Source organism: Nocardia sp. NBC_00416, assembly GCF_036032445.1.
GTDB lineage: Bacteria > Actinomycetota > Actinomycetes > Mycobacteriales > Mycobacteriaceae > Nocardia.
On the sequence record NZ_CP107932.1, the window covers coordinates 7,151,686 to 7,176,261 of the forward strand.

The 24,576-nt window shown below is 68.7% G+C and carries 19 protein-coding genes; 18 read left to right on the top strand and 1 reads right to left on the bottom strand.

Annotated features, from left to right (window positions below):
- Positions 1 to 20 precede the first annotated feature (20 nt).
- From murD to OG804_RS31225, 15 genes are all read left to right on the top strand, one after another.
- Complete coding sequence (murD, locus tag OG804_RS31155) at positions 21 to 1,487, top strand: UDP-N-acetylmuramoyl-L-alanine--D-glutamate ligase (protein ID WP_328398863.1); 1,467 nt, start codon at positions 21 to 23, stop codon at positions 1,485 to 1,487.
- Positions 1,484 to 2,926, top strand: a complete 1,443-nt coding sequence (ftsW, locus tag OG804_RS31160) for a putative lipid II flippase FtsW (RefSeq protein ID WP_328392205.1) — start codon at positions 1,484 to 1,486, stop codon at positions 2,924 to 2,926. The genes murD and ftsW overlap by 4 nt, the downstream gene beginning before the upstream one ends.
- Positions 2,923 to 4,068, top strand: a complete 1,146-nt coding sequence (gene murG, locus OG804_RS31165) for an undecaprenyldiphospho-muramoylpentapeptide beta-N-acetylglucosaminyltransferase (protein ID WP_328392206.1) — start codon at positions 2,923 to 2,925, stop codon at positions 4,066 to 4,068. The genes ftsW and murG overlap by 4 nt, the downstream gene beginning before the upstream one ends.
- A gap of 68 nt (positions 4,069 to 4,136) precedes the next feature.
- On the top strand, positions 4,137 to 5,576 hold the full coding sequence (murC, locus tag OG804_RS31170; protein WP_328398865.1) for a UDP-N-acetylmuramate--L-alanine ligase: 1,440 nt from the start codon (positions 4,137 to 4,139) through the stop codon (positions 5,574 to 5,576).
- A 33-nt stretch (positions 5,577 to 5,609) separates the two neighbouring features.
- The gene (locus OG804_RS31175; RefSeq protein WP_328392207.1) at positions 5,610 to 6,275 is read left to right on the top strand and encodes a cell division protein FtsQ/DivIB; all 666 of its coding nucleotides are present in this window, start codon (positions 5,610 to 5,612) and stop codon (positions 6,273 to 6,275) included.
- Between the two features lie 385 nt (positions 6,276 to 6,660).
- Entirely contained in the window at positions 6,661 to 7,953 is a 1,293-nt protein-coding gene (gene ftsZ, locus OG804_RS31180) for a cell division protein FtsZ (protein ID WP_328392208.1), read from the top strand.
- Between the two features lie 125 nt (positions 7,954 to 8,078).
- Positions 8,079 to 8,810, top strand: a complete 732-nt coding sequence (gene pgeF, locus OG804_RS31185; RefSeq protein WP_328392209.1) for a peptidoglycan editing factor PgeF — start codon at positions 8,079 to 8,081, stop codon at positions 8,808 to 8,810.
- 338 nt (positions 8,811 to 9,148) lie between these two features.
- Positions 9,149 to 9,850 carry a YggS family pyridoxal phosphate-dependent enzyme gene (locus OG804_RS31190; RefSeq protein WP_328392210.1) on the top strand — a complete coding sequence of 234 codons (702 nt, stop codon included), beginning with the start codon at positions 9,149 to 9,151 and terminating at the stop codon, positions 9,848 to 9,850.
- A gap of 187 nt (positions 9,851 to 10,037) precedes the next feature.
- Positions 10,038 to 10,814 carry a cell division protein SepF gene (locus tag OG804_RS31195; RefSeq protein WP_328392211.1) on the top strand — a complete coding sequence of 259 codons (777 nt, stop codon included), beginning with the start codon at positions 10,038 to 10,040 and terminating at the stop codon, positions 10,812 to 10,814.
- A gap of 90 nt (positions 10,815 to 10,904) precedes the next feature.
- On the top strand, positions 10,905 to 11,207 hold the full coding sequence (locus OG804_RS31200; RefSeq protein WP_328392212.1) for a YggT family protein: 303 nt from the start codon (positions 10,905 to 10,907) through the stop codon (positions 11,205 to 11,207).
- Positions 11,208 to 11,270: 63 nt separating this feature from the next.
- Positions 11,271 to 12,116: a DivIVA-like cell division protein Wag31 gene (gene wag31 / locus OG804_RS31205; RefSeq protein ID WP_328392213.1), complete on the top strand. Its 846-nt coding sequence runs from the start codon at positions 11,271 to 11,273 to the stop codon at positions 12,114 to 12,116.
- A gap of 56 nt (positions 12,117 to 12,172) precedes the next feature.
- Entirely contained in the window at positions 12,173 to 12,370 is a 198-nt protein-coding gene (locus OG804_RS31210) for a hypothetical protein (RefSeq protein WP_328392214.1), read from the top strand.
- A 369-nt stretch (positions 12,371 to 12,739) separates the two neighbouring features.
- Positions 12,740 to 15,877 (top strand): isoleucine--tRNA ligase, encoded by a 3,138-nt coding sequence (ileS, locus tag OG804_RS31215; RefSeq protein ID WP_328392215.1) that lies wholly within the window; start codon positions 12,740 to 12,742, stop codon positions 15,875 to 15,877.
- 198 nt (positions 15,878 to 16,075) lie between these two features.
- Entirely contained in the window at positions 16,076 to 17,044 is a 969-nt protein-coding gene (locus OG804_RS31220; protein WP_328392216.1) for a hypothetical protein, read from the top strand.
- 278 nt (positions 17,045 to 17,322) lie between these two features.
- Positions 17,323 to 17,838, top strand: coding sequence for an NlpC/P60 family protein (locus OG804_RS31225; protein ID WP_442941686.1), 516 nt, complete (start codon positions 17,323 to 17,325; stop codon positions 17,836 to 17,838).
- Between the two features lie 32 nt (positions 17,839 to 17,870).
- Here the strand turns inward: OG804_RS31225 and OG804_RS31230 are convergent, their stop codons facing one another.
- Positions 17,871 to 18,746 carry a UTP--glucose-1-phosphate uridylyltransferase gene (locus OG804_RS31230; RefSeq protein ID WP_328392217.1) on the bottom strand — a complete coding sequence of 292 codons (876 nt, stop codon included), beginning with the start codon at positions 18,744 to 18,746 and terminating at the stop codon, positions 17,871 to 17,873.
- A gap of 354 nt (positions 18,747 to 19,100) precedes the next feature.
- On the opposite strand from OG804_RS31230, the gene OG804_RS31235 reads away from it, so the two are divergent.
- The 3 genes from OG804_RS31235 to OG804_RS31245 all read left to right on the top strand — a co-directional run bounded on the left by OG804_RS31235 (position 19,101) and on the right by OG804_RS31245 (position 24,545).
- On the top strand, positions 19,101 to 20,588 hold the full coding sequence (locus OG804_RS31235) for a DNA polymerase IV (protein ID WP_328398869.1): 1,488 nt from the start codon (positions 19,101 to 19,103) through the stop codon (positions 20,586 to 20,588).
- Between the two features lie 98 nt (positions 20,589 to 20,686).
- Entirely contained in the window at positions 20,687 to 21,196 is a 510-nt protein-coding gene (locus OG804_RS31240) for a hypothetical protein (protein WP_328392218.1), read from the top strand.
- A 124-nt stretch (positions 21,197 to 21,320) separates the two neighbouring features.
- Positions 21,321 to 24,545, top strand: coding sequence for an arabinosyltransferase domain-containing protein (locus tag OG804_RS31245; RefSeq protein ID WP_442941687.1), 3,225 nt, complete (start codon positions 21,321 to 21,323; stop codon positions 24,543 to 24,545).
- The last annotated feature ends 31 nt before the right edge of the window (positions 24,546 to 24,576 follow it).

The window sequence follows — 24,576 nt, forward strand, 5'->3', positions numbered from 1 at the left end:
CCCTGCGTTCACCGGGTCCGATGTTGGAATTCCTACGCGGCCGTGATGTGCTGGTCGCGGGGTGGGGCGTCTCGGGTCGTTCGCTGATCACTCCGCTGCGCGATATCGGAGCCCGTCCGGTGGTCACCGACAGCGGGGCCGCGGCCCTGGCCGAAGCCGCCGAACTGGGGTTGGATATCGCGCCCGCGGCCGATCTGGCGCGAACCGATTGGTCGCGGTTCGCGCTGGTGATCACGAGCCCCGGCTGGCGACCGGACTCCCCGGTCCTGGCCTCGGCGGTGTCCGAGGGCATCCCGGTCTGGGGCGACGTCGAGTTCGCGTGGTGGGTGGACCAGGCCCGGATCTACGGTCCCGTCCGTAAATGGCTGGTGGTCACCGGAACCAACGGTAAGACCACGACCACGTCGATGACCCATTCCATTCTGCGCGCCGCCGGTGTCCCCAGTGTCGCCTGCGGCAATATCGGGCTGCCGATCCTCGACGCGCTGCGCCGCAATCCGGGGCCGCAGGTACTGGCCGTGGAGCTGTCGTCGTTCCAGCTGCACTGGGCGCCGTCGGTGCGTCCGGAAGCCGGAGTGGTGCTGAACGTGGCCGAGGATCACCTGGACTGGCACGGCGGGCTCGACGCCTACGCGGCCGCGAAATCGCGGGCGCTGCTGGGGCGGGTAGGCGTGGTCGGGCTCGACGATCCGGTGGCCGCCAGCCTGGCGCGGCGGTCGAAGGCCCGCCGCACCATCGGATTCCGGATCGGGGTACCGGCCGACGGTGAACTCGGTGTGGTCGACGGCAAACTGCTGGACCGCGCCTTCACCAAGGCCGCGATCCTCGCCGAGGCCAAGGAGATCAGCCCACCCGGGCCGGCCGGCATCGCCGACGCGCTGGCCGCCGCGGCGTTGACGCGGGCGATCGATGTGGCGCCGCAGTTCGTCCGGGAAGGACTGATCGAGCACAAGGTCGGACCGCATCGGTCGGCGCTGGTTCGGGAACTGGGCGGGGTCGAGTTCATCGACGATTCCAAGGCCACCAACCCCCACGCGGCGCGATCGTCGATCCTCGCCCATCAGCAGGTCGTCTGGCTGGCCGGTGGTCAGCTCAAGGGCGCTGGGGTCGAGGATCTGGTGGAGGAGGTCGCTGAGCGGCTGATCGCGGTCGTGCTGTTCGGTGTCGACGCTCCGGTCATCGCGGCCGCGCTGGCGCGACACGCGCCGGAAGTCCCCGTGGTCGAGTTGGATACGCGGGATCATGCCGGGATGGGGCAGGCAGCGATGGACGAAGCGATCACCGGCACGCCGAACACCGATATCGCCGACGCGGTCATGGACCGCGCGGTGCGGGAGGCGGCGGCGTTCGCCGGACCGGGCGATACCGTGCTGTTGGCGCCGGCGGCCGCCTCACTGGACATGTTCACCGATTACACCCACCGCGGTCGCAGCTTCGCCGCCGCGGTCGAGGACCTGAAGGACGAGGACCTCGGGCGGCGGTTATGAGAGCACGCGGTACGCGGCAGGTTCAGGTGGGCCGATTCGGCGCCTGGCTGGCGCGGCCGCTGGCCTCGTTCCATCTGGTCGTCACCATCGCCACTCTGCTCACCGTGCTGGGTCTGGTGATGGTGTTGTCGGCGTCGAGCGTGGAGTCCTATGCCGACGGTGGTTCGGCCTATTCGCTGTTCATGCAGCAGATGATGTACGCGCTGGTCGGTGCGGTGCTGTTCTATCTGGCGTTGCGGATACCGTTCCGGCGGTTGCGGCAGGCGTCTTTTCCGGTGTTCGCGCTCTCGGTGCTGCTGCTGGTGCTGGTGCTGATCCCGGGCGTCGGCAGTACCGTCAACGGCGCCCGCCGCTGGATCGATCTGGGACTCTTCTCGGTCCAGCCCTCGGAGCTGGTGAAGGTGACGTTCGTGGTGTGGGGCGCCCATCTGCTCATCTCGCGGCGGGCCGCGGGGCGTGCGGCCAATGATCCGGGCGGTTTGAAGAACCTTCTGGTTCCGCTCGTGCCCGCGGGTCTGATCGTCTGCTTGCTCATCGTCTTGCAGCCGAACCTGTCCACCACCATCGCGCTCGGCATCGTGCTGCTGGCCCTGCTGTGGTTCGGCGGTCTGCCGGTGCGGTTGTTCGTCGCGATTCTGGCCTCGGGCGCGATCGCCGCCCTGGCGCTGGCACTCTCGGCCGGGTACCGCTCCGACCGGATGCGCGCGTTCTTCAATCCCGCCGACGACCCGCAGGGCATCAACTATCAGGCCCGTCAGGCGATGTACTCGCTCGCCGACGGCGGGCTGTGGGGCCGGGGCCTCGGGCAGAGCCGGGCCAAATGGAGCTATCTGCCCAACTCACACAACGATTTCATCTTCGCCATCATCGGTGAGGAACTCGGTTTCCTGGGTTGTGCGCTGGTGCTGGGCCTGTTCGCGTTGTTCGTCTACACCGGCCTGCGGATCGCGGCCCGTTCGGTGGACCCCTTCCTGCGTTTGCTCACCGCGACCGCCACGACCTGGATCACCGGCCAGGCGCTGATCAACATCGGGTATGTGGTCGGTCTGCTGCCGGTCACCGGGTTGCAGCTGCCGCTGGTATCGGCGGGCGGTTCCTCGCTGGCGCTCACCCTGCTGATGTTCGGCGTCATCGCCAATGCGGCCCGGCACGAACCCGAGGCGGTGGCGGCGCTGCACGCCGGACAGGACGGGCGGGTCAGCCGGCTGCTGCGGCTGCCCAAACCCGAGGTCTACCATCCGGCTCGGGTCCGCGCCGCCGCGCCGGCCCGTGACCAAGGGCCCGCCCGCCGCCCGGCGCGCGATCAGCCCCGGGACCGGGACGAGCCGCGCGCCCGGTCGCGGGCCAACAGCAGGGGCACCGACACCCTGCGGGCCACCCGGGCCTGGGAACCCAGCTATTCGGTGACACACGCACGAGAACGGGGAAGAAACAGGTGAGCGCACCTCAGTCCGCCAACGAGCACACGGCGCGGCGCGCGGACGGGATATCGGTGATCGTCGCGGGCGGCGGCACCGCCGGGCATATCGAACCGGCCTTGGCCGTGGCCGATGCGCTGCGACGGCTCGATCCCGGAATCCGGGTGACCGCGCTGGGGACTCGGCGCGGTCTGGAGACGACCCTGGTGCCCGAACGCGGCTACCCCCTCGAACTGATTCCGCCGGTGCCGTTACCGCGCAAACCCAGCGCGGATCTGCTGCGCCTGCCGAGCCGGATCCGGGCGTCGGTGACCCGGACGCGCGAGATCATCGATGCGGTCGAGGCCGATGTGATCGTCGGGTTCGGTGGGTATGTGGCGCTGCCCGCGTATCTCGCCGCGGGCCGCGGCCTGCGGCGGCGGCGCCGTGCGGTGCCGGTGGTGGTCCACGAAGCGAATGCGAAAGCGGGTATCGCCAACAAGGTCGGCGCCCGGCGCGCGGCCCGGGTACTCGCGGCAGTACCGGATTCCGGGCTCGCCGCCGATATCGTCGGCATCCCGGTGCGCTCCGCGATCACCTCACTCGACCGGGCCGGGTTGCGCGCGCAGGCCCGTGCGCATTTCGGATTGCCCACCGATGGTCCGGTGCTGTTGGTGTTCGGCGGTTCCCAGGGTGCGCGCTCGCTCAATGACGCGATCTCCGGCGCCGCGCCGCAACTGGCCGCCGCCGGAATCTCGGTGCTGCACGCGCACGGCCCGAAGAACACTCTCGACGTCGTGTCCGTCGACCCCGCCGCCCCCTACGTGGCCGTGCCCTATCTCTCCCGGATGGACCTCGCCTACGCCGCGGCCGACGCGGTGGTCTGCCGCTCCGGGGCGATGACCGTCGCCGAAGTGTCGGCGGTGGGGCTGCCCGCGGTGTATGTGCCGTTGCCGCACGGAAACGGCGAACAGGAACTCAATGCCCGACCCGTCGTCGCGGCCGGTGGTGGCAGAATCGTTCCCGACTCCGAACTGTCCCCGAAATATGTGATCGACGAGGTGATACCGCTGCTCACGCAACCAGCACGCATTGCCGAGATGGGCCGCGCCGCCGCCGGCGCCGGCCACCGCGACGCCGCCGACGAGGTCGCGCGGATCGTGTTGCGGGCGGCGGGCCGGTGAACGGGGAACAGGTGACCGCACCCGAGACGGGGCCCGGCGCGCTGCCGCCGGAACTGGCCCGGGTGCACATGGTCGGCATCGGCGGCGCCGGAATGTCGGGGATCGCTCGTATTCTGCTGTCGCGCGGCGGCGCGGTCTCCGGCTCCGACGCCAAGGAGAGCCGTGGTGTGCTCGCGTTGCGGGCGCGGGGCGCGCAGGTGCGCATCGGCCACGATGCCGGAGCGCTGGACCTGCTGCCCGGCGGCCCGACGGTGGTGGTGACGACCTACGCCGCCATCCCGAAGACCAATCCCGAACTGGTGGAGGCGCATCGCCGCGATATCCCGGTGCTGCTGCGGCCGACCGTCCTGGCCGCACTGATGAGCGGCCATCGCACTCTGCTCGTGTCGGGGACGCACGGCAAAACCTCCACCACTTCGATGCTGATCGTCTCGCTGCAGCACTGCGGGCTGGACCCGTCGTTCGCGGTGGGCGGCGAACTCAACGAGGCGGGCACCAACGCCCATCACGGCAGCGGCGATATCTTCGTCGCCGAGGCCGATGAGAGCGACGGCTCGCTGCTGCAGTACGACCCGGATGTCGCGGTCGTCACCAATATCGAATCCGATCATCTGGATTTCTTCGGGTCCGACGAGGCCTATACCCAGGTGTTCGACGATTTCACCGACCGGTTGGCCGACGGCGGACTGCTGGTGGTGTGCCTGGACGATCCGGGGGCGCGGGCGCTGGCGGAAAGGACCGGGCAGCGGCTGGCCGCCCGCGGTGTCCGGGTTCTCGGCTACGGCTCGGGGGAGCTGCCCGACGCGCCGGTTCCCGTGGGTGTGCGGCTCTACAGCTGGGAACCACGGGATGTCGGCGGTATCGCGCAGTTCCAACTCGACGGCGAACCCGCGCCGCGCACCCTGCGGCTGTCGGTGCCGGGCCGGCATATGGCGCTCAACGCGCTGGCCGCGCTGCTGGCCGCGCGGGCGGCCGGCGCCGATGTGGACGAGATAATCCAGGGGCTGGAGAGTTTCGGCGGTGTGCACCGGCGGTTCCAGTTCGTGGGCCGGGAGAATCGGGTCCGGGTCTTCGACGACTACGCCCACCATCCCACCGAGGTCCGGGCGGTGCTCGGCGCCGCCGCCGAACTGGTCGAGCAGGAGGCACGCGACGGTGCGCTGTCGCGCCGGGGCCGGGTGATAGTGGTCTTCCAGCCGCATCTGTACAGCCGCACCGCGACTTTCGCGGCCGAATTCGGCGCCGCGCTGGATCTGGCCGACGAAGTGGTGGTGCTCGATGTGTACGGGGCCCGGGAGGAGCCGTTGCCTGGGGTCAACGGCGCGCTGGTCGCCCAGTCGGTCGGCAAACCCGTGCACTACCAGCCGGATATGTCCAGGGTGGGCCGGCAGGTGGCCGGTTTGGCGCAGCCCGGCGATGTGGTGATCACGATGGGCGCGGGCGATGTCACGATGCTCGGCAGCCAGATCCTGGACGGACTACGCGCGCGTCCGCAGTACGGGCGGTGAGGCGCGTTGCGGTCCGGGGCGCGACGATTCGGGGTGGGCGGATTGCGGCGTTACCGGCTGTGGGCGTTGCCCGCGCTCGCCGTGTTGATCACACTGGTCGCGCTCGCCTGGTTCACGCCGCTGATGTCGGTCCGCGAGGTGCGGATCGAAGGGGCGGGCGCGATACCGGAGGACGAGATCCGCGAGCTGCTACAGGTTCCGGCGACGGGTTCGATTCTGCGGATAGATACGGCCGCGATGGCCGCGCGGGTGGCGACCATGCCGAAGGTCCGCAGTGCGCGGGTGCAGCGGGTGCTGCCGTCGACGGTGCGGGTGCGGATCGAGGAACGAGCTCCGGTGCTGTACTACGACACTCCCGAGGGCGCCCATCTGCTGGACGCCGGCGGGATCGAGTACGCCATCGAGCCCGCGCCGATCGGAGTTCCGAAGTTGCGCACCGCCAGTCCGAGTGGGGCCGACGCCCTCACCCGGGCCGCGGTCACGGTGGCGACGGTGCTGCCGCCGGAACTGGAGGCGCAGGTGGAAACCGTGCACGCCGAGGGCGCGTCGAATATTTCGCTGACACTGCGCGACGGTCGCACGGTACTGTGGGGCAGCAGCGAGGACGGCGAACGCAAATCGGCGGTGGTGCTGCCGCTGCTGACTCGTCCGGGAACCGTGTTCGACGTCTCGAGTCCCAGTCTGGTGACGGTAAAATGACTTCCAGCAATCTTGTTCGGTTCGACCCTGTCGGGTTCGATGCCTCGCCTCGTCTCAGGGCTTCGGCCCGGCGACCGGGTACGGCGGGGGCAGGGGGCGTCCCACGATGTGGGTGCGGGCCACGAGGCAACCGTTCACGATACGACGGGTGCGGTCTTGGTAGAAGCAAGTTCGCAGAAGAAACTGGTTTTCGTCTCGGCGCGCCTGCGAGCGGATCGCGACGGCGGCGAATAGCGTTCCGCACCAGTCGGATACTTGACATAACTCCAACCCTATGGTTGAGGTTCAGGGTTTGCCCGGATCGCGGTCCACGGTCAGCTGTCCCGTGGATCGGCACCGGTCATCCGAAAACGACAGACTTTGGATCGAAGGAAGGCGAGAGCTCATGACGCCCCCGCACAACTACCTTGCCGTGATCAAGGTCGTCGGTATCGGCGGCGGCGGCGTGAACGCCGTCAACCGAATGATCGAGCAGGGTCTCAAGGGTGTCGAGTTCATCGCGGTGAACACCGACGCCCAGGCACTGCTGATGAGCGATGCCGACGTGAAGCTCGATGTCGGGCGGGAGCTCACCCGGGGACTCGGCGCGGGCGCCGACCCCGAGGTCGGCCGTAAGGCCGCCGAGGACCACAAGGACGAGATCGAAGAGGTGCTCAAGGGCGCCGATATGGTCTTCGTGACCGCGGGCGAGGGCGGCGGTACCGGTACCGGCGGCGCTCCCGTCGTGGCCAGTATCGCGCGGAAACTGGGCGCGCTGACCATAGGTGTGGTCACCCGCCCGTTCTCCTTCGAGGGCAAGCGGCGCGGTAACCAGGCCGAGGTCGGGATCAACCTGCTGCGCGAATCCTGCGACACCCTGATCGTCATTCCCAACGATCGGCTGCTGCAACTCGGCGATGCCGCGGTAAGCCTCATGGACGCTTTCCGGTCGGCCGACGAGGTGCTCCTGAACGGTGTCCAGGGCATCACCGACCTGATCACCACCCCGGGCCTGATCAACGTCGACTTCGCGGACGTCAAGAGCGTGATGTCGGGGGCCGGCAGCGCGCTCATGGGGATCGGATCGTCGCGCGGCGAGGGGCGGTCGGTCAAAGCGGCCGAGGCGGCGATCAATTCGCCCCTGCTGGAAGCGTCCATGGACGGCGCGCACGGGGTGCTGCTCTCGATCGCCGGTGGTTCGGATCTCGGCCTGTTCGAGATCAACGAGGCCGCGTCCCTGGTGCAGGAAGCCGCGCATATCGAGGCCAACATCATCTTCGGTACGGTCATCGACGATTCGCTCGGCGACGAGGTGCGGGTCACCGTGATCGCCGCGGGATTCGACGGCGGCGGTCCGGCGCGGCGTACCTTCGACGCGGCGACCACGCGGGGTTCGCTCGGCTCCGGGCGGACCGCCGAGATCTCCGCCCAGTCGCGGACCGCCGAACTCGGGCAGTCGCGTACGGCCGAACTCGGTGCGGGCCGCGGCCATTCCGAGGAACCGGTCTCCCCACGGTCGTCGGATCCGGGCTCGTCCATTGCGCGCGGTCCGGCACCGAGTTACCGGGATACCGAGCGCACGCGGCCGCCGGTGGATCCGACGCTGAGTCACAGCGGCCGGTCGCATCTCCAGTCGCCGCCGGACCTGCCCGACGATGACGACGACGATGTCGACGTTCCGGATTTCATGCGCCGCTGAACCGCTGGTCGGCACGGCTCGTCGACCGGCGGTGCACCTGCGCGGATTCGGTGTGCCCGCGGGTGCACCCGGTCGGCGCGGGCGCGGCACCGGCGCCGGATGGGAGTGCCACTAGGCTCGAGGGCATGACAGCGGCACCGGTACTCACCGTTCGACGGGTCGTGACCACGCGCGCGGGGGGTTTCTCCGCGCCGCCCTACGACTCGTTCAATCTCGGCGACCACGTGGGCGACGATCCCGAGGCGGTGCGGCGCAACCGTGCCCGGCTCGCCGACACTCTCGGCCTGCCCGCGGATCATGTGATCTGGATGGAGCAGATCCACGGTCGTACGGTGGCGACAGTGGACGGTCCCCGCGACGAGCCGTTCCCCGGTACCGACGCGCTGGTCACCACCAGGCGCGGGCTGGCACTGGTCGTGCTGACCGCCGACTGTGTGCCCGTACTGCTCTCGGATGACGAGGCGGGGGTCGTCGCCGCCGTGCACGCCGGACGGATCGGGGCGCGGATCGGGATCGTGCCCCGGGTCCTCGACGCGATGGTCGCCGCAGGCGCCCGGCTCGATCGGATCGGGGCCCTGCTGGGCCCCGCGGCCAGCGGCCGCCAGTACGAGGTGCCCGCCGCGATGCGCGCCGATGTGGAAAAGCATCTACCGGGTAGCGCAACCACCACTGTCCGCGGTACGCCCGGTCTCGATCTGCGCGCCGGGATCCGTCGGCAGCTCACCGCCGCGGGTATCACCGCGATCGCCGAGGATCCGCGCTGCACCATCGAGGACGCCGCGCTTTTCAGTCATCGTCGCGGTGCGCCGACCGGACGTCTCGGCAGCGTCATCTGGATGGAGCCGGGCGCGGCGTGAGCCGTGGGTTCCCCGGGTGGCGCGCGGGGTGTCGCTGAGAGTGCGGTCGCCGTGTGTGTCGGGTTCCCCGGGGATGTGGTGCGAAGAAGCGGGTAGTCGGGCTTAGGAGGAGAGTGACCGATGACAGCAGAGGTATTGCGGCGGAGCCGGATCGGCGCGACGGCGTGAACGAGGTACGCCAGGGAGATCGATCCGGACCCGGATCCGCGCGTGGGCGAGCGGATTCCGGCGCTCCCGAGTGTTGCGGTGAAGTGCCGCCCGGCGCGGCGGGACGTGCCGAACCGGCTCGGGCTGTCCCGGACACCGCGGGCGCGGATGCCGGGACTTCAGCTCGCGCTGTGGAGCTGGCGGCTAACCTGACTCGCCTTCTCGCGCGCATCGACGCAGCGTGTGCGGCTGTCGGCCGGGATCCGGGCGAGGTACGACTGCTGCCGGTGACCAAATATTTTCCCGCCACCGATATCGCTGAGCTGTATCGTCTGGGCCGCCGTGACTTCGGGGAGAATCGCCCGCAGGAGGCCGCCGCGAAGGCCGCCGAGCCGATCGGTACCGGGATCCGGTGGCATCTGATCGGCCGGCTGCAGCGGAACAAGGCGCGACAGGTGGTGCGGTGGGCCCATTCGGTGCATTCGGTGGACAGCGAACGTCTGGCGACCGCGCTGGGGGCCGCCACCGCGGCCGCCCGGGATGCCGGTGAGCGGGATACGCCGCTCGAGGTGCTGATCCAGGTGAGCCTCGATGCCGATCCTGCCCGTGGCGGCGTCGAGCCCGCCGCGGTGCCGGCGCTGGCGGACGCGATCGCGGACACGGCGGAACTGCGTTTAGCAGGGCTTATGGCTATTCCGCCGCAGGCCGCGGATCCGGACGCGGAATTCGCCCGCCTGGCCGAACTGCATACCCGTCTGCGCGCCCGGCATCCCGGTGCCACGGAACTGTCCGCCGGAATGTCCGATGATCTTGAAAGGGCTATTGCCCATGGTTCCACGTGTGTGCGTGTCGGTACCGCTCTCATGGGCACGCGACCGATAACCTCGGCGTAGCAAACAAACCTCATCAGTCACATTCGACACATATGCTGGGACACGACGAGGGCTGAGCAAGACTTCAACACCCGGCCGCCACCGGGGCCGAAGGAAGGTCGACCAGAATGAGCGAGCGCAGCGAGCGAGTAATCGACGCAGCCACCATCGTGGTCATGACGGAGCCGAGCGACAGCGAGGCGCAGTCATGAGCACGCTGCACAAGTTCAAGGCGTACTTCGGCATGGTTCCGCTCGAGGATTACGAAGACGACTACGTCGACGATCGCACCCCCCGTGGGGTGGAGGATCGCGGCGGGCGCCGGCCGCGTGACTACTCCGACCGCGCTCCCCGCGACTACGACGATCGTCCCGACTACGACCGGTACGCCGAGGACCGCTACGACGGCCCCGACTACCGCGAGTCGCCGTACAAGTCCTCGTACCAGCCCGGCTACCCCGCGCCCCGCCGGGACGACTACCCGGGCGACGCCTACGACGACGATTACGAGGGGCCGCGCCGCCCCACCCGTATCGACGCCGCCGCCTCGGGGCGGTATCGTCCGGGCGGCGGCGCCTCCCTGCGCGGCGCGACCAGGGGAGCGCTGGCGGTCGATCCCGACGCCGAGGAGCGACGGCTGGCCGAGCGGGTCCGTCCCGAACCGGTCGCCGCCCGCCGTCCCGCGATCTTCGAGGACGGAGGTCCCTTGTCCAAGATCACCACGCTGCGCCCGCGCGACTACAGCGAGGCCGCGATCATCGGTGAGCGGTTCCGTGAGGGCAACCCGGTGATCATGGACCTGGTCGACCTGAGCAATGCCGATGCCAAACGTCTGGTCGACTTCGCCGCCGGGCTGGCCTTCGCCCTGCGTGGCTCGTTCGACAAGGTCGCCACCAAGGTGTTCCTGCTCTCGCCCGCCGACGTGGACGTATCGGCGGAGGAACGCCGGCGGATCGCGGAAACCGGGTTCTACAACCAGAAATAGCCACCGCGCCTGAGTCGGCGGCGTGACGCGGTATCGCCGGAGTCGGCGCGGGCATTTTGCACCGCGCCGATTTTGCGGCAGAGTGAGGTCGTGGCCTTGTTCGCGGTGCTGTACTTCGTACTGTTCATCTTCTGGCTGTTGCTCATCAGCCGGGTGATCGTCGAGTTCATCCGAAGCTTCGCCCGCGACTGGCGTCCCACCGGGGTGGTTGTCGTGATACTCGAGGTGATCTTCACCATCACCGATCCCCCCGTAAAGCTGCTGCGGCGGCTGATACCGCCGATCTCGCTGGGCGGAATTCGGCTCGATTTGTCGATTATGGTTCTGCTGTTCCTGGTCTTCATCCTGATGTCGGTGGTAAGCCGGCTCGGGCAGCCGGTAGCTCCGGTGTGACAGAATGGGCCGTGAAGACTTGCCAGAGCCGCTAGATCTGCCAACGCGCGAAGGGATCCTTCCATGCCGCTGACCCCAGCCGATGTGCACAACGTCGCGTTCAGCAAACCGCCTATCGGGAAACGCGGCTACAACGAGGACGAAGTAGATGCCTTCCTGGATCTGGTGGAGCAGGAACTTTCCCGGTTGATCGAGGAGAACGCCGACCTTCGCCAGCGGGTTGCCGAACTGGACGCCGAGCTCGCCGACGCCAAGACCAGCCGCGGTCCGGGTGGGCCCGGGCTCGGTAAACCGGTGCAGCAGGCCCCGCCTCCGGAACCGATCAAACCGCCGGTCCAGGCGCCTCCTTCGGCGCCGATCCCCGTGGTTCCGCCCGCCCCGTCCGCCGCCGATGCCGCGGCCGACGCGAATATGCAGGCGGCCAAGGTTCTGAGCTTGGCCCAGGAGATGGCCGACCGACTCACCAGCGACGCCAAGACCGAAGCCGAGAATTTGCTGGCGAACGCCCGGGTCAATTCGGAGCGGTTGGTCAACGACGCTCGGGCGCGGTCGGAGGAGATGGTCGCCGACGCGCGGCACAAATCCGACGCCATGCTCTCCGACGCCCAGACCCGTTCGGACAGCCAGCTGCGCCAGGCCAAGGAGAAGGCCGACGCCCTGCAGGCCGACGCCGAGCGCAAGCACACCGAGATCATGGGCACCATCACCCAGCAGCGCAACGTCCTGGAGAGTCGGATCCAGACGCTCAAAACCTTCGAACGCGAGTATCGGGTGCGGTTGAAATCGTATCTGGAATCGCAGCTCGAAGAGCTGGAGAACCGTGGTTCGGCAGTACCGGTCGACGAGGGTGACTCCTTCGATACCGGCGCCAACCAGCTCGCCCCCGCGTCGTTCGGCAAAGGCGAGTAAACGCCCGATACCGCTGGGAGCGAACGGGCACCCGGCCTGCTGTTCTGGGGGTCATCATGCTTGTCTTGACACTGGCGCTGGCCGCGGTCGGTCTGGCGCTGCTGATCCTGTCCCTCGCCACCGGATCGGTGATCTGGGCGTGGGGCTGCATCGTGGTCTGCGTGCTCGGTGCTGTGGTGTTGCTGGTGAGTGCGCTGTCCATGCGCGCGCCCGATGAGGAACTGCCGCCACGTGATCAGCACGCGAAGCGCTGACGACAAATTCGAACGAGAACCAAAACGTCCTTCCAAGGTCTGCGGGTCGTGCGGCTCCGTGGGCGGCTGTATAAGTGGTTGACCGTCCTGGTTAGAATCAAACCTGTAAGTCGGCGACGATCCGGCCATCACCGGGGAGCTTTCGGAAGAACGGCGCCACGCGGCGCGATGCTCGTCCCTGCCGCGCACGCTCACTAGAACCGAACGGGCGAGCCCGTCACAGCTCGAAACGAGAGGTCCGCCCGGCCTGCCGGGCCGGTGGACAAGCGGGGTGGTACCGCGGTTCCGGCGCACCCGCCGGTGATCGTCCCCGTGCCGACACACCGCGCCCATCCGGGCGCGCCGGGCACGAGGAGACGTGTATCCGCGATGGCGGACGAGAATTCCAGTAGCAGCGCATACCCCCGTGTCGATCTCGGCGGGTCCGGCATGTCCTTCCCCGAACTGGAGCGGGCCGTCCTGGACGCATGGGCCGCCGACGGAACGTTCCGCGCCAGCATCGACCACCGCGGCGCGGAGGCAGCGGAGTTCGTCTTCTACGACGGCCCCCCGTTTGCCAACGGTCTGCCGCATTACGGACATTTGCTCACCGGATACGTAAAAGATGTCATCCCACGTTTCCAGACCATGCGCGGTAAGCGGGTCGAGCGACGTTTCGGCTGGGACTGTCACGGCCTGCCGGCGGAAATCGAAGCGGAAAAGCAGCTCGGTATCACGGACAAATCACAGATCGACTCGATGGGCCTCGCGGAATTCAATGCCGCGTGCCGGACATCGGTGCTCCGTTATACCGGAGAATGGCGCGATTATGTGACCCGTCAGGCGCGCTGGGTGGACTTCGACAACGACTACAAGACACTCGATCTCGACTTCATGGAGTCGGTGATGTGGGCGTTCAAGTCGCTCCACGACAAGGGTTTGGTCTACCAGGGTTTCCGGGTGCTGCCCTACAGCTGGTACGAGCAGACGCCGCTGTCGAACCAGGAGACCCGGCTCGACGACGCCTACAAGATGCGGCAGGACCCGGCGGTCACCGTCGATATGGTGCTGCGGGTACCGGCCGACCATCCCCTGGCCGAACTCGACGGCGCCGCCGCCCTGATCTGGACGACCACTCCGTGGACGCTGCCGTCCAACCTCGCCGTCGCGGTGCACCCCGATGTGCGCTATGTGCAGGTACGCGGCGCCGACGGCAAGAGGTACGTCCTGGCCGCCGAACGGCTCGGCCACTATGCCCGCGAACTCGGTGACGAACCGGAGGTGCTCGGCGAATACGACGGCGCCGCGCTCGTCGGCCTGGACTATCTGCCGCCCTTCGATTTCTTCCTCGGACATCCGCGCGCGCACCGGGTGCTGTCCGCGGACTATGTCGCCACCGACTCCGGCACCGGGCTCGTCCATATGGCGCCCGCGTTCGGTGAAGAGGATATGGAGGTGTGCAGCGCCAACGGGATCGAGCTGGTGCAGCCCCTCGACCAAGGCGGCAAATTCACCTCCATGGTGCCCCCGTACGAGGGGCTCATGGTGTTCGATGCCAATCCCGTCATCATCAAAGACCTCAAGGCCGCCGGGAAACTGTTGCGGCACGAAACCGTCGAGCACTCCTATCCGCACAGCTGGCGCTCCGGGCAGCCGCTGATCTATATGGCGGTGCCGTCCTGGTTCGTCGCGGTGACCGAGTTCCGTGATCGGATGGTGGAGCTGAACAAGCAGATCAACTGGGTGCCCGAACATATCCGGGACGGCCAGTTCGGAAAGTGGCTCGAAGGGGCCCGCGACTGGAATATCAGCCGCAACCGCTACTGGGGCAGCCCCATCCCGGTATGGACCTCCGACGATCCGGCGTATCCCCGCGTCGACGTCTACGGCTCGCTGGACGAGCTGGAACGCGATTTCGGGGTCCGGCCCACCGATCTGCACCGGCCGGTGATCGACGAACTGACCCGGCCCAATCCCGACGACCCGACCGGACGGTCGACCATGCGCCGGGTGCCGGAAGTGCTCGACTGCTGGTTCGAATCCGGTTCCATGCCGTTCGCCCAGGTGCACTACCCGTTCGAGAACCAGGACTGGTTCGGTACGCACTTCCCCGGCGACTTCATCGTCGAGTACAACGGCCAGACACGCGGGTGGTTCTACAACCTGCACGTCCTGTCGACCGCCTTGTTCGACAGCCCGGCATTCTCGAACGTGGTCGCCCACGGCATCGTGCTGGGCGACGACGGCCTGAAGATGAGCAAGTCCAAGGGCAACTACCCCGATGTCAACGAGGTGTTCGAGCGGGACGGTTCCGATGCCATGCGGTGGTTCCTGATGAGCTCGCCGGTGTTGCGCGGCGGGAACCTCATCGTCACCGAACGCGGGATCCGTGAGGGCGCGAGCCATGCCCTGCGGCCGCTGTGGAACGCCTGGACATTCCTGCAGCTGTACGCCGACCGGCCCGGAGTGTGGCGGACGGATTCGCCGCATGTGCTGGACCGGTACATCCTGGCGAAACTCGCCCATACCCGGGACGTGATGACCGACGCCCTGCAGGAACTCGATATCGCCGGGGCCTGTGAAGAACTGCGCACCTTCGCCGACGCGCTCACCAACTGGTATGTGCGCCGGTCGCGTTCGCGGTTCTGGTCCGAGGAACGCGATGCCGTCGACACCCTGCACACCGTGCTGGAGGTCGTGACCCGGCTGGCGGCTCCGCTGTTGCCACTCGTCACCGAAGTGATCTGGCGCGGATTGACCGGCGCGCGTTCGGTACATCTGACCGACTGGCCCGATGCCGAGACGCTGCCCCGGGATCCGGAGTTGGTCGCGGCGATGGACGAGGCGCGCAGCGTGTGCTCGACGGTGCTGAGCCTGCGCAAGGCGCAGAAACTGCGGGTCCGGCTGCCGTTGGCGGAGGTCACCATCGCCGCCCCCGATGCCGCGCGATTGGCGCCCTACGCCGATATCATCGCCGACGAGGTGAACGTCAAGAAGGTCGATCTGACCACCGATATCGCCGCGCACGGCCGATTCGAACTGGCGGTCAACGCGCGTGCCGCCGGGCCCCGGCTCGGCAAGGATGTGCAGCGGGTGATCAAGGCGGTCAAGGCGGGCGACTGGTCGGAGAACGCCGACGGGGTGGTCAGCGCGGCCGGGATCGATCTGCTGCCCGAGGAGTACACCCAGCGGCTGGTGGCCGCCGAACCGGAATCCACCGCGGCGCTGCCCGGTAACGCCGGTCTGGTGGTGCTGGACTCGGTGGTCACCGACGAACTGGAAGCCGAGGGTTGGGCCCGCGACATCATCCGGGACCTGCAGGAGACCCGGAAATCGCTCGGCCTGGATGTCTCCGATCGCATCGCCGCGACACTGGAGGTGCCGGCCGACCGGCAGGAATGGGCGCGCACCCATCGCGACCTGATCGCCCGGGAGATCCTGGCCGTCGAACTGGAATTCGGCCCCGCCGGGCCGGACGCCGCCGATCTGACCGGCGGCGCACGCGCACGGATCGTCAAGGCGGGCTGAGGATCCACCGCCGGCCGGACCGCCGGGTCCGGCCGGCGGCTGTTCGCTGGGTGGCTGTTCGCTGGGCCCTTGCCGGAGATCCGGTTGCGAGAGGGATCTACGCGTGCCCCAGTTGTTCCTCAGGTGGCCGTAAACGCGTCGAGGTCGTGAGGTCATGGCCGTGACCAGGGCGCGTGGTCCGCACTAGGGTGGGGCCTTATGGCTTCGGACAATCCCGACGAATGGTGGCGGCATTCCCCTGAGGGACAACAGAAGAGCTCTCCTTCGGGGCAGTGGCAGCAGGGCTACCAGTCGCAGGGCGGGCAGCACAGTACGGGCGGGCAGCAGAGTACGGGCGGGCAATGGGGGCCGGCCGCGGGCCACGGCCCGCAGCCCACACCGCAGCAGGGCGCTTGGGAGGTGCCGCCGCTGGATGCCGGCGGGTACGGGAGTCCGCCGCCGAAGAGCAACGGTCCGTTGATCGCGGTGCTGGTCGCCGTGGTGGTGCTGGTGCTGGTCGGTGTGGTCGGACTGGTGGTGCTGCAATCGCGGGGGTCGGCGGAGGACCCCGCGGATATCGCCGCCGGAACTTCGTCGGCGGTCACCGATTCCGCCGGCCCCTCCGCCTCGGCATCGGCGACCTCCACCACGGCGACCACCAGCGCGCTGCCCTCCGCGGGCGAACCGGCGCTGCGCGAGGGGGTGGCGCCGGTCGCGATACTCGGTCCGACCTGGCAGGCGGGCGAGGACACCTACACCATGGCGTTCAAGGGCTGGCCCTTCGCTTTTCGTACGCCGGGGTCCTGGGGATGCATGAAGGGCTCGGTCGACAAGATCCCCGATGCCGAGGCCTGGGGGTGCGTCGATGAAGGCAATTCCGCTGCCGGACAGAAGGTGAACCTCATTCTCCGCAAATGTCCGGCGACCTGCGATGCCGCGACGCGGACCCGATTCGACAACGAGTGGTTCGATGCTCCCGGTACGGCGCAGCGGTTCGACGACCGCACTTCCTACGTGCAGACGGCGTCGAATCAGCAGGGTAAGTTCACGGTGGATTTCAGCAGGTACATCGCGGCGGAACCGGGTGGCGAACCGGTCTGGCAGCTGGGGGTCTTCGTGGAGTCCCCGCCGGGCTCCAAGGATGCGGTGCTGAAGACCCTGAACGACATATCCACCCAAACGCAATAAACATCTTTGTGATTTAGATCACATGCTGAAAGTTTGCCAGACTCTTGTCGGCCTTCGGTCAGGCGGGCAAAATCATCGCCGATACCGCTGAGTCCGGGCCTCCGGACGACCGGGAACGGTGATCATTTCGTTCGGTTCTACCTGAGTGAAGTTGCGTCGGAGCCGATTCACCCGGCGTGACCCCTGTGGTTGCGGTATCCCACCCCCGTGGCGGGTGCCGCGAGTAAACCGGGGCGCCGCACGGCGCCCCGGGCACCGACGGGCAGAAGGGTGGGCACGTGATCGGAATTGCACTGCGCCGGGGTATCGCCGGCTTGCTTCTCGCGACGGCTGTCGGGGCCGCCGCGGCCGCGCCCGGGTGGGCGCAGACCGGAAGTGGTGCCAGCGGATCGTCCTCCGGCTCTGGATCGCTCAGCGCCAGCGGATCGGCGGCCCTGCCGGTCTCGAGCAGCAACGGGCTCGGCGCGCTCGCCGCGGCGACGTCGCAGACCGGGAAAATGTACGAATGGGGTGCGACCGGCCCGGATACCTGGGACTGCTCCGGACTCGTGCAGTGGGCCTTCAGTCAGGTGGGCGTCATGATCCCGCGCACGACCTGGGAACAGGCCGAGGCGGGCGCCTCGGTGCCGCGCTACGCGCTCTCGCCGGGTGACGTCATCATCATCAACGAAGACGCCTCCCACGTCGGAATCTACGCGGGGTTCGGCCAGGTGCTCAATGCCTACGGCGCGGGCGTTCCCGTGGGGCTGAGTCCGCTCGGCCAGTTCTACATCTACAGCATCCGGCGGTTCTGACGGTCCGGAGGCGACCCGCCGCCGGACCGTGCTCAGTCCACCTGTCGGCGCAGCAGCGGTCCGTAGTCCGGATGCGCCAGCGCCGAGGCGAACTGCGCGATCAGATAGTCCCCGGGGTTGCCGGTGTCGTACCAGCGGCCCTGGATGACCTGCCCGTACACGGCATGGTTCGCCGCATAGGCGTTGATGGAGTCGGTCAGGTATACCTCGCCGGTGCGGTGGGCGTACCAGCTCTCCGTCTGTTCGCGCAGTTCGTCGATGATGCCCGGCGTCACCACATATCCGCCGATGGCCGCGTAGGCCGAGGGTGCGTCCGCCGGTTTGGGCTTCTCCACCAGGCCCGAGATGCGCAGTAGGCCGTCGTCCAGATCCTCCCGGACCACCGGGACGCCGTAGCGTTGCGATTCTGTCGGGTTCATCGGCATCAGGGCCAGTACCGGGCAGCCGGTCGATTCGTAGGCGCGGATCAACTGCTGGGCGCGCGGCTCCTCGGCCACGAACACATCATCGGGCCACAGCACCAACATCGGCTCGTCGGCGGCGGTGCGGGCCGCGTTCAGGACCGGGGTGCCGTTACCGTACGGCCCTTGCTGATCCAGATAGGTGATATGGCCCAGCCGGGACAGTTCGCCGACCTCCTCCACCGCGTCCGCGTAGGCGGACTTCCCGTCGGCGCGCAACTGGGCGACCAGGGCGGGGTTGGGCCGGAAATGGTCCTGGATCAGCGATTTCCCGCCGCTGACCACGATGGTGATATCGGTGATCCCGGAGGCCACCAGCTCACGTACCGTGTGCTCGATCACCGGCTTGTCGCCGACCGGCAGCATCTCCTTGGGGATCGCCTTGGTCAGCGGCAGCAGTCGGGAACCGATACCGGCAGCGGGGATCACGGCCTTGCGGATCTTCATCGTCCGATCATCACATATCGGTGACCCGGGTAGCGGCATCCCGGTCCGGACCGATGACACCGGAAATGCCCGGTGGGCGGGTCCGGCGGGCCGTCGGCAGCGAGCGCGCCCATCCAGGGAATCTCCGGCAACCCAGTAGTGACCGACCCGCATCCGGCCCGCGGCGGCCCGAACCTGTCGGCGACCCCGCGTAGATTCTGCGTTCATGGACACCAGCAGGGGCGTGACCGGACGGCGGCGAAGGCCGCGGTGGCGGCCGGCCGGGAAATGGTGGGCCACTCCGTGGTGAGCGGCCGGCATCCGGATGTCGATCCGGTACATGGTTCGCTGTCGGCCGAGACTTCCCGGCGCTGGGTGCTGCACATCGATATGGACGCGTTCTTCGCCTCCTGCGAACAACTGACGCGTCCGACCCTGCGTGGGCGGCCGGTACTCGTCGGCGGGACCGGAGGGCGGGGTGTGGTCGCGGGAGCGAGTTACGAGGCGCGGGTCTTCGGGGCGCGTTCGGCGATGCCGATGCAGTACGCGCGGCGACTGGTCGGCGTCTCGGCGGTGGTCGTTCCGCCGCGGGGCGCGCTGTACGGAACGCTGAGCGGGCGGGTCTTCGAAACGCTGCGGGGGCGGATCCCGGTGCTGGAGACGCTGTCGTTCGACGAGGCGTTCGCCGAGCCGGCGGAATTGGCCGGAGCGAGCGTGGCCGAGGTCGCCGCGTTCTGTGCCGAGTTGCGCACGGAGGTCCGGGAGCGCACCGGCCTGGTGGCCTCGGTCGGGGCGGGGCGTGGGAAACAGCTGGCCAAGATCGCGTCCGGCATGGCCAAACCCGACGGGATACGGGTGATCGCACCGGGTGAACAGCAGGCGCTGCTGTCCGCGCTGCCGGTGCGCAAACTGTGGGGGATCGGACCTGTCGCGGAGAGCCGGCTGCGCGCCCTCGGGATCGAAACGGTGGGAGCCTTCGCGGCGCTTCCGGAGTCAGAGGCGGCGTCCGTTCTGGGCGGCAGTGTGGGCGCGGCCCTGCACCGCCTCGCCCGCGGGATAGACGACCGGCCGGTCACCGAACGTGCCGAGGCCAAACAGATCAGTGCCGAGACCACGTATGAACACGACATCGTCACGCTGGAGAGATTGCGCCCGGCGATCAGCGAGATGGCCGCCGCCGCCCATCGCCGGCTCGTGCGCGACGGTCGCGCCGCCCGTACCGTGGTGCTGAAGCTCCGCCGCGCCGATATGAGCATCACCACCCGATCCACCACGCTCGCCTATGCGACCGAGGATCTGCCGACGCTCACCGCCGCCGCCCAGCGGGCCGCGGTGGACCCGCGTGAGCTGGGACCTATCCGGTTGGTCGGTGTCGGGTACGCGGGGCTGTCCACGATTCGACAGGAATCGCTGTTCCCGGAACTGGATCGGCTGGGCGCCGAGCCTGCCGACCGGGCCGGGGCCGGGCTGTCCGGCGTCACCGGATCGGCGCCGGACGGCGGTGCGGCGGGGTCGGATTCTCTGGCGCCCGCCGAAGAGAGCTCTGTGGATTCGGTAAGACCCGCGCCGGGTGCGGCGGGCTCGGCCGCCGGGGGGCCCCCGGGCCCGGTCTCCGGATCCGGACCCGCCGAAAACGTCACTGTCGCGCCGAGTTCCGGCATCTCCGCTGGTGGCGACGCACTCTGGCGGCCGGGTACGGATGTGCGGCATCCCGAATGGGGATTCGGCTGGATACAGGGTTCGGGGCACGGGCGAGTGACCGTGCGATTCGAGACGCGCTCGACAGGACCGGGGATCGCGCGTACTTTCGCTGCCGACAACAGGGAGTTGTGCCCGGCGAGCCCGCTCGACAGTCTGTCCTGAGGGGGCGCCGGGTAGTTTGGTCCCGGGCAGCGCTGCCGGCTCCGGTGGATCTGTCCCATTATCACGACTCCGAACCCTCGAACGCAAAGGACGAGCAGTTGAAGCTTCGCAAGACCGGACGTATCGCGATCGCCGGCCTGGCCGCCGTGGCCGCGCTGACCCTGACCGCGTGTGGTAGCGATGATTCCGACTCGGACACCAAGGCCGCGAGCACCACGTCCGCGTCGGCCGCCGCCTCCGACGAGGCCGCCGCCGATCTGCCTCCGGTGCCCACCGCTGCCGATCTGAACACCCAGCTCCAGCGCGCGCTCGACCCGGCTGTTCCGAACGAGGAGAAGCTGGGGATGGTGCAGGGCGCCGAGGCGGATCCGGAGCTGCCGGCGAAACTGACCCAGTTCTATACCGATTCGGGCGCCACCATCGAGGTCACCGAGGTGAACGACTTCGCCGACACCCTCAATGCCAAGGCCAATTTCAAACTGGGCGACACCCAGAACGTCGTCGACGTCCCCTTCGTCGCCGAGGACGGGGTCTGGAAGGTCGAGAAGACCTGGGCCTGCAACATGCTCGCCCAGGCTCAGGTGCAGTCGCCGGCCTGCGTGGCCTGAGTTCAGGATCATGGAACCGGTCGGTCCGCACAGAGCGGACCGGCCGGTTTCGTCTGTCGGGTCCGTGTGCTATCGGTGAGCGCAGCCGCAAGGGCCGCCGCGGTCCCCGCTAGGATTGCGCCCCGTGGCTGACACGATGGTGGTGGCGGCGCCCGAGCCGGCGAAGATCTCCGATGGTCCGCGACCCCGATCGCGGGGTGGCTGGGCGCGGCCGGTCGCGCTGGTATCGGCGCTCATCGCAGCGCTGCTGGCACTGTCGGTGCCGCTGCTACCCGTCCGAGTGGACGCCGCGACCCTGACCTGGCCGCAGGACGATTCCGCGGCGTCGATCGAGGCGCCACTGGTCTCCTACGCGCCCTTGAACTTCACGGCCACCGTGCCGTGCGCGGCGATCCAGCAGTTGGGTCCCGGTGGCGGCGTACTGACCTCGACCGCTCCGTACGGCGCACCCGATCTGGAACGGTACGGTTTCCTGGCCCGGGTGCGGCCGGCGACACCGGAGACCGGCGCCCAGCTCGATGTCGTGCTGCGCAACCAATCGCTGTACAGCGTTCCCGTCGCGGATCTAGCCCCCGGCTGTGAGCTCGGCGTGCGCGCCGGCATGAGCGAATCCGTCGCCACGCTCACCGGACGCGAACCAGTGGTGCTGGGCGGGGATTTCCGCCCGCAGCTGGTCGGAGTGTTCAGCGATCTCGAGGATCCCGCCGGTACCAGCGTGACCGCCGAGGTGGACAGCCGTTTCAGTTCCAGCCCGACCCCGCTGAAGCGGATAGCGATCTGGTCGGCCGTGGTCGCGACGTTGATCTCGTTGTTCGCGCTGCACCGGCTGGACAGCCTGGACGGCCGGCGGGCCCGCCGTTTCCTGCCGGCCCGCTGGTGGACCTTCCGGCCGGTCGACGTGGTGGTCCTGGGCACCCTGGTGCTCTGGCATTTCATCGGCGCCACCACCTCCGACGACGGCTATCAGTTCGGGATGGGCCGGGCCGCGCAGGCCTCCGGATACATGGCGAACTACTTCCGGTATTTCGGCGTCCCGGAGAATCCGGTCGGCACCCCGTACTACGACCTGATCGGCTGGATGGCCGACCTGAGCACGGCCAGTCCGTGGGTGCGGCTGCCGAGCCTGCTGGCCGGGATGCTGGCCTGGCTGGTGATCAGTCGCGAGGTGGTGCCCCGGTTCGGCGCCGCACTGCACCGGAACCGGTTCGTGCCGTGGACCGGTGCGCTGGTGTTCCTCGCCGTCTGGCTGCCCTACAACAACGGGCTGCGGCCCGAACCCATGGTCGCGCTGGGGGTTCTGCTCACCTGGTGTTCGGTGGAGCGCGCAGTCGCGACTCGGCGGTTGCTGCCGTTCGCCGTCGCGATCCTGATCGCCGCGTTCAGCTGTACCGCCGGCCCGCACGGCGTGATCTGTCTCGCCGCGTTGCTGGCGGGGCTGCGGCCGTTGATCAAGATCGTCGCGGCGCGGGCGCCGCGGGCGGGGTGGCTCGCGCAACTGCTGCCGCTGGCCGCGGCGGGGGTGCTGGTGCTGGTGGTGGCCTTCGCGGACCAGCCGCTGTCGGCCATGCAGGAGATGCGCCGAGTGCACGAACTGGCCGGCCCCCATGTGCTGTGGTTCGACGAATACCTGCGCTACCAGTACCTGTTCATGGGCACCGTGGACGGTTCGGTGGCCCGCCGGTTCGGGATCTTCGTGATGATCGCCGGATTGGCGGTCTGCCTGCTGACCCTGTTGCGCAAAGGCGGCCGTATCCCCACGGCGGCGGTCGGACCGTCGCGCCGCATCCTGGGCGTCACCGTCGGCGCCATGGCGCTCATGATGACGACTCCCACCAAATGGACCCACCACCTGGGTGTTTTCGCCGGGCTTGCCGGGGCGGTGGCGGTCCTGACCGCGGTGGCGGTCGGGCCGCGGGTCATGCGCGGCCCGCGCAATCGGGCGCTGTTCGCCGCGGCCGTGTCCTTCCTGCTGGCGTTGGTCTTCTCCGGCCCCAACGGCTGGTGGTACGTCTCCTCCTACAGCATCCCCTGGTGGGACAAACAACCGTCGGTGGCCGGTATCGCCGTCAACAAGGTTTTCCTGCTCGGCACGGTCGCGCTGCTGGCGCTCGCCGCCTGGTGGCATGTGCGGGCGCCGGACGCGGGGCACCATCGGATCTCGCGTTGGGGCTGGCGGTTCGCCAAGGTCCCGGCGCTGACGGTGGCCGCCGCGTTCATCGTGCTGTTCGAGGTGGCGTCGTTCGCGAAAGGCGCTGTCACGCAATATCCGGCGTTCTCGCTGGCGAGTTCGAACCTGGGTGCGCTCGCCGGCAATGCCTGTGGTCTGGCCCCGCACGTCCTGGTGGAAACCGATCCGAACCGCGGGCTGCTCGCCCCGCTCTCCGGTGATCCCGCGGCTGCCCTGGCCGGCGTCGGAACCGGTTTCAGCGCCACCGGAGTCGCGGCGGATCTGAGCGCCGACGCCGAGGAAGGCGCGGACGCCGCTATCGCCGATTCGATGGGGGCGGCGACGTCGGGAACCGGGGTGGCCACCGAAACGGACAGTCCCGCACTGCCGTTCGGTCTCGACCCGGGAACACCCGTCCAGGGCAGCGATAACGCGGACGGACCGGCCGAGCTGACCAGCGGCTGGTATCGCCTGCCGGCGGTAGCCGACCGCGCGGATATCCTCGCGCTCAGCGCCGCCGGGCGGATCTGGTCCAAGGACGCCGACGGTGTGGTGACCCATGGGCAATCCCTGGAATTGGAGTTCGGGTCGACCACCGCGCCGGGCGGTTCACCGGACAACCCGGTCGCGCTGCGCCGAGTGAACCCGATCGACATCGGCCCGGCGCCCTCCTGGCGCAACCTGCGGGTACCGCTGGCCCCCTACGCCGACGCCGACACCGTGCGCATCGTGGCCGAGGACCGTGACCGCGATCCGCGTCAGTGGCTGGCCTTCACCCCGCCCCGGATCCCGCAGACCCAGGACCTGAACACGGTCGTCGGAACCGCCGATCCGGTGCTGCTGGACTGGGCTGTCGGCCTGCAGTTCCCCTGCCAGCGGCCGTTCGACCACCGCACCGGCATCGCCGAGGCGCCGAAGTACCGGATCCTGCCGGACCGGGTCGGTGCGCACGACACCAACCTGTGGCAGAACCACGACGGCGGCGGCCCGCTGGGCTGGACCGGCCTGCTGCTGTACGCCCGCACCCTGCCCACCTATCTGGACCAGGACTGGGACCGTGATTGGGGACAGCTCCAGCAGTTCCTGCCCATCGATCCCGATGCGGTGCCGGCCCGCCCGCGGATCACCCAGGAGGACCGCTCCGGTATGTGGACACCCGGCCCGATCAATGTCGCCTACTGAGCCGCGTGCGGCGACGCTGGCTACGCTGACT

Bases quoted from the DNA above. Each gene is read 5' to 3' on its own strand.
- OG804_RS31230 (WP_328392217.1), bottom strand. From the start codon at position 18,746: ATGAAGATCCGCAAGGCCGTGATCCCCGCTGCCGGTATCGGTTCCCGA.
- pgeF (WP_328392209.1), top strand. From the start codon at position 8,079: ATGACAGCGGCACCGGTACTCACCGTTCGACGGGTCGTGACCACGCGC.
- OG804_RS31195 (WP_328392211.1), top strand. From the start codon at position 10,038: ATGAGCACGCTGCACAAGTTCAAGGCGTACTTCGGCATGGTTCCGCTC.
- murD (WP_328398863.1), top strand. From the start codon at position 21: ATGTTGGAATTCCTACGCGGCCGTGATGTGCTGGTCGCGGGGTGGGGC.
- ftsZ (WP_328392208.1), top strand. From the start codon at position 6,661: ATGACGCCCCCGCACAACTACCTTGCCGTGATCAAGGTCGTCGGTATC.
- OG804_RS31210 (WP_328392214.1), top strand. From the start codon at position 12,173: ATGCTTGTCTTGACACTGGCGCTGGCCGCGGTCGGTCTGGCGCTGCTG.
- wag31 (WP_328392213.1), top strand. From the start codon at position 11,271: ATGCCGCTGACCCCAGCCGATGTGCACAACGTCGCGTTCAGCAAACCG.
- murC (WP_328398865.1), top strand. From the start codon at position 4,137: ATGGTCGGCATCGGCGGCGCCGGAATGTCGGGGATCGCTCGTATTCTG.
- ftsW (WP_328392205.1), top strand. From the start codon at position 1,484: ATGAGAGCACGCGGTACGCGGCAGGTTCAGGTGGGCCGATTCGGCGCC.
- ileS (WP_328392215.1), top strand. From the start codon at position 12,740: ATGGCGGACGAGAATTCCAGTAGCAGCGCATACCCCCGTGTCGATCTC.
- OG804_RS31220 (WP_328392216.1), top strand. From the start codon at position 16,076: ATGGCTTCGGACAATCCCGACGAATGGTGGCGGCATTCCCCTGAGGGA.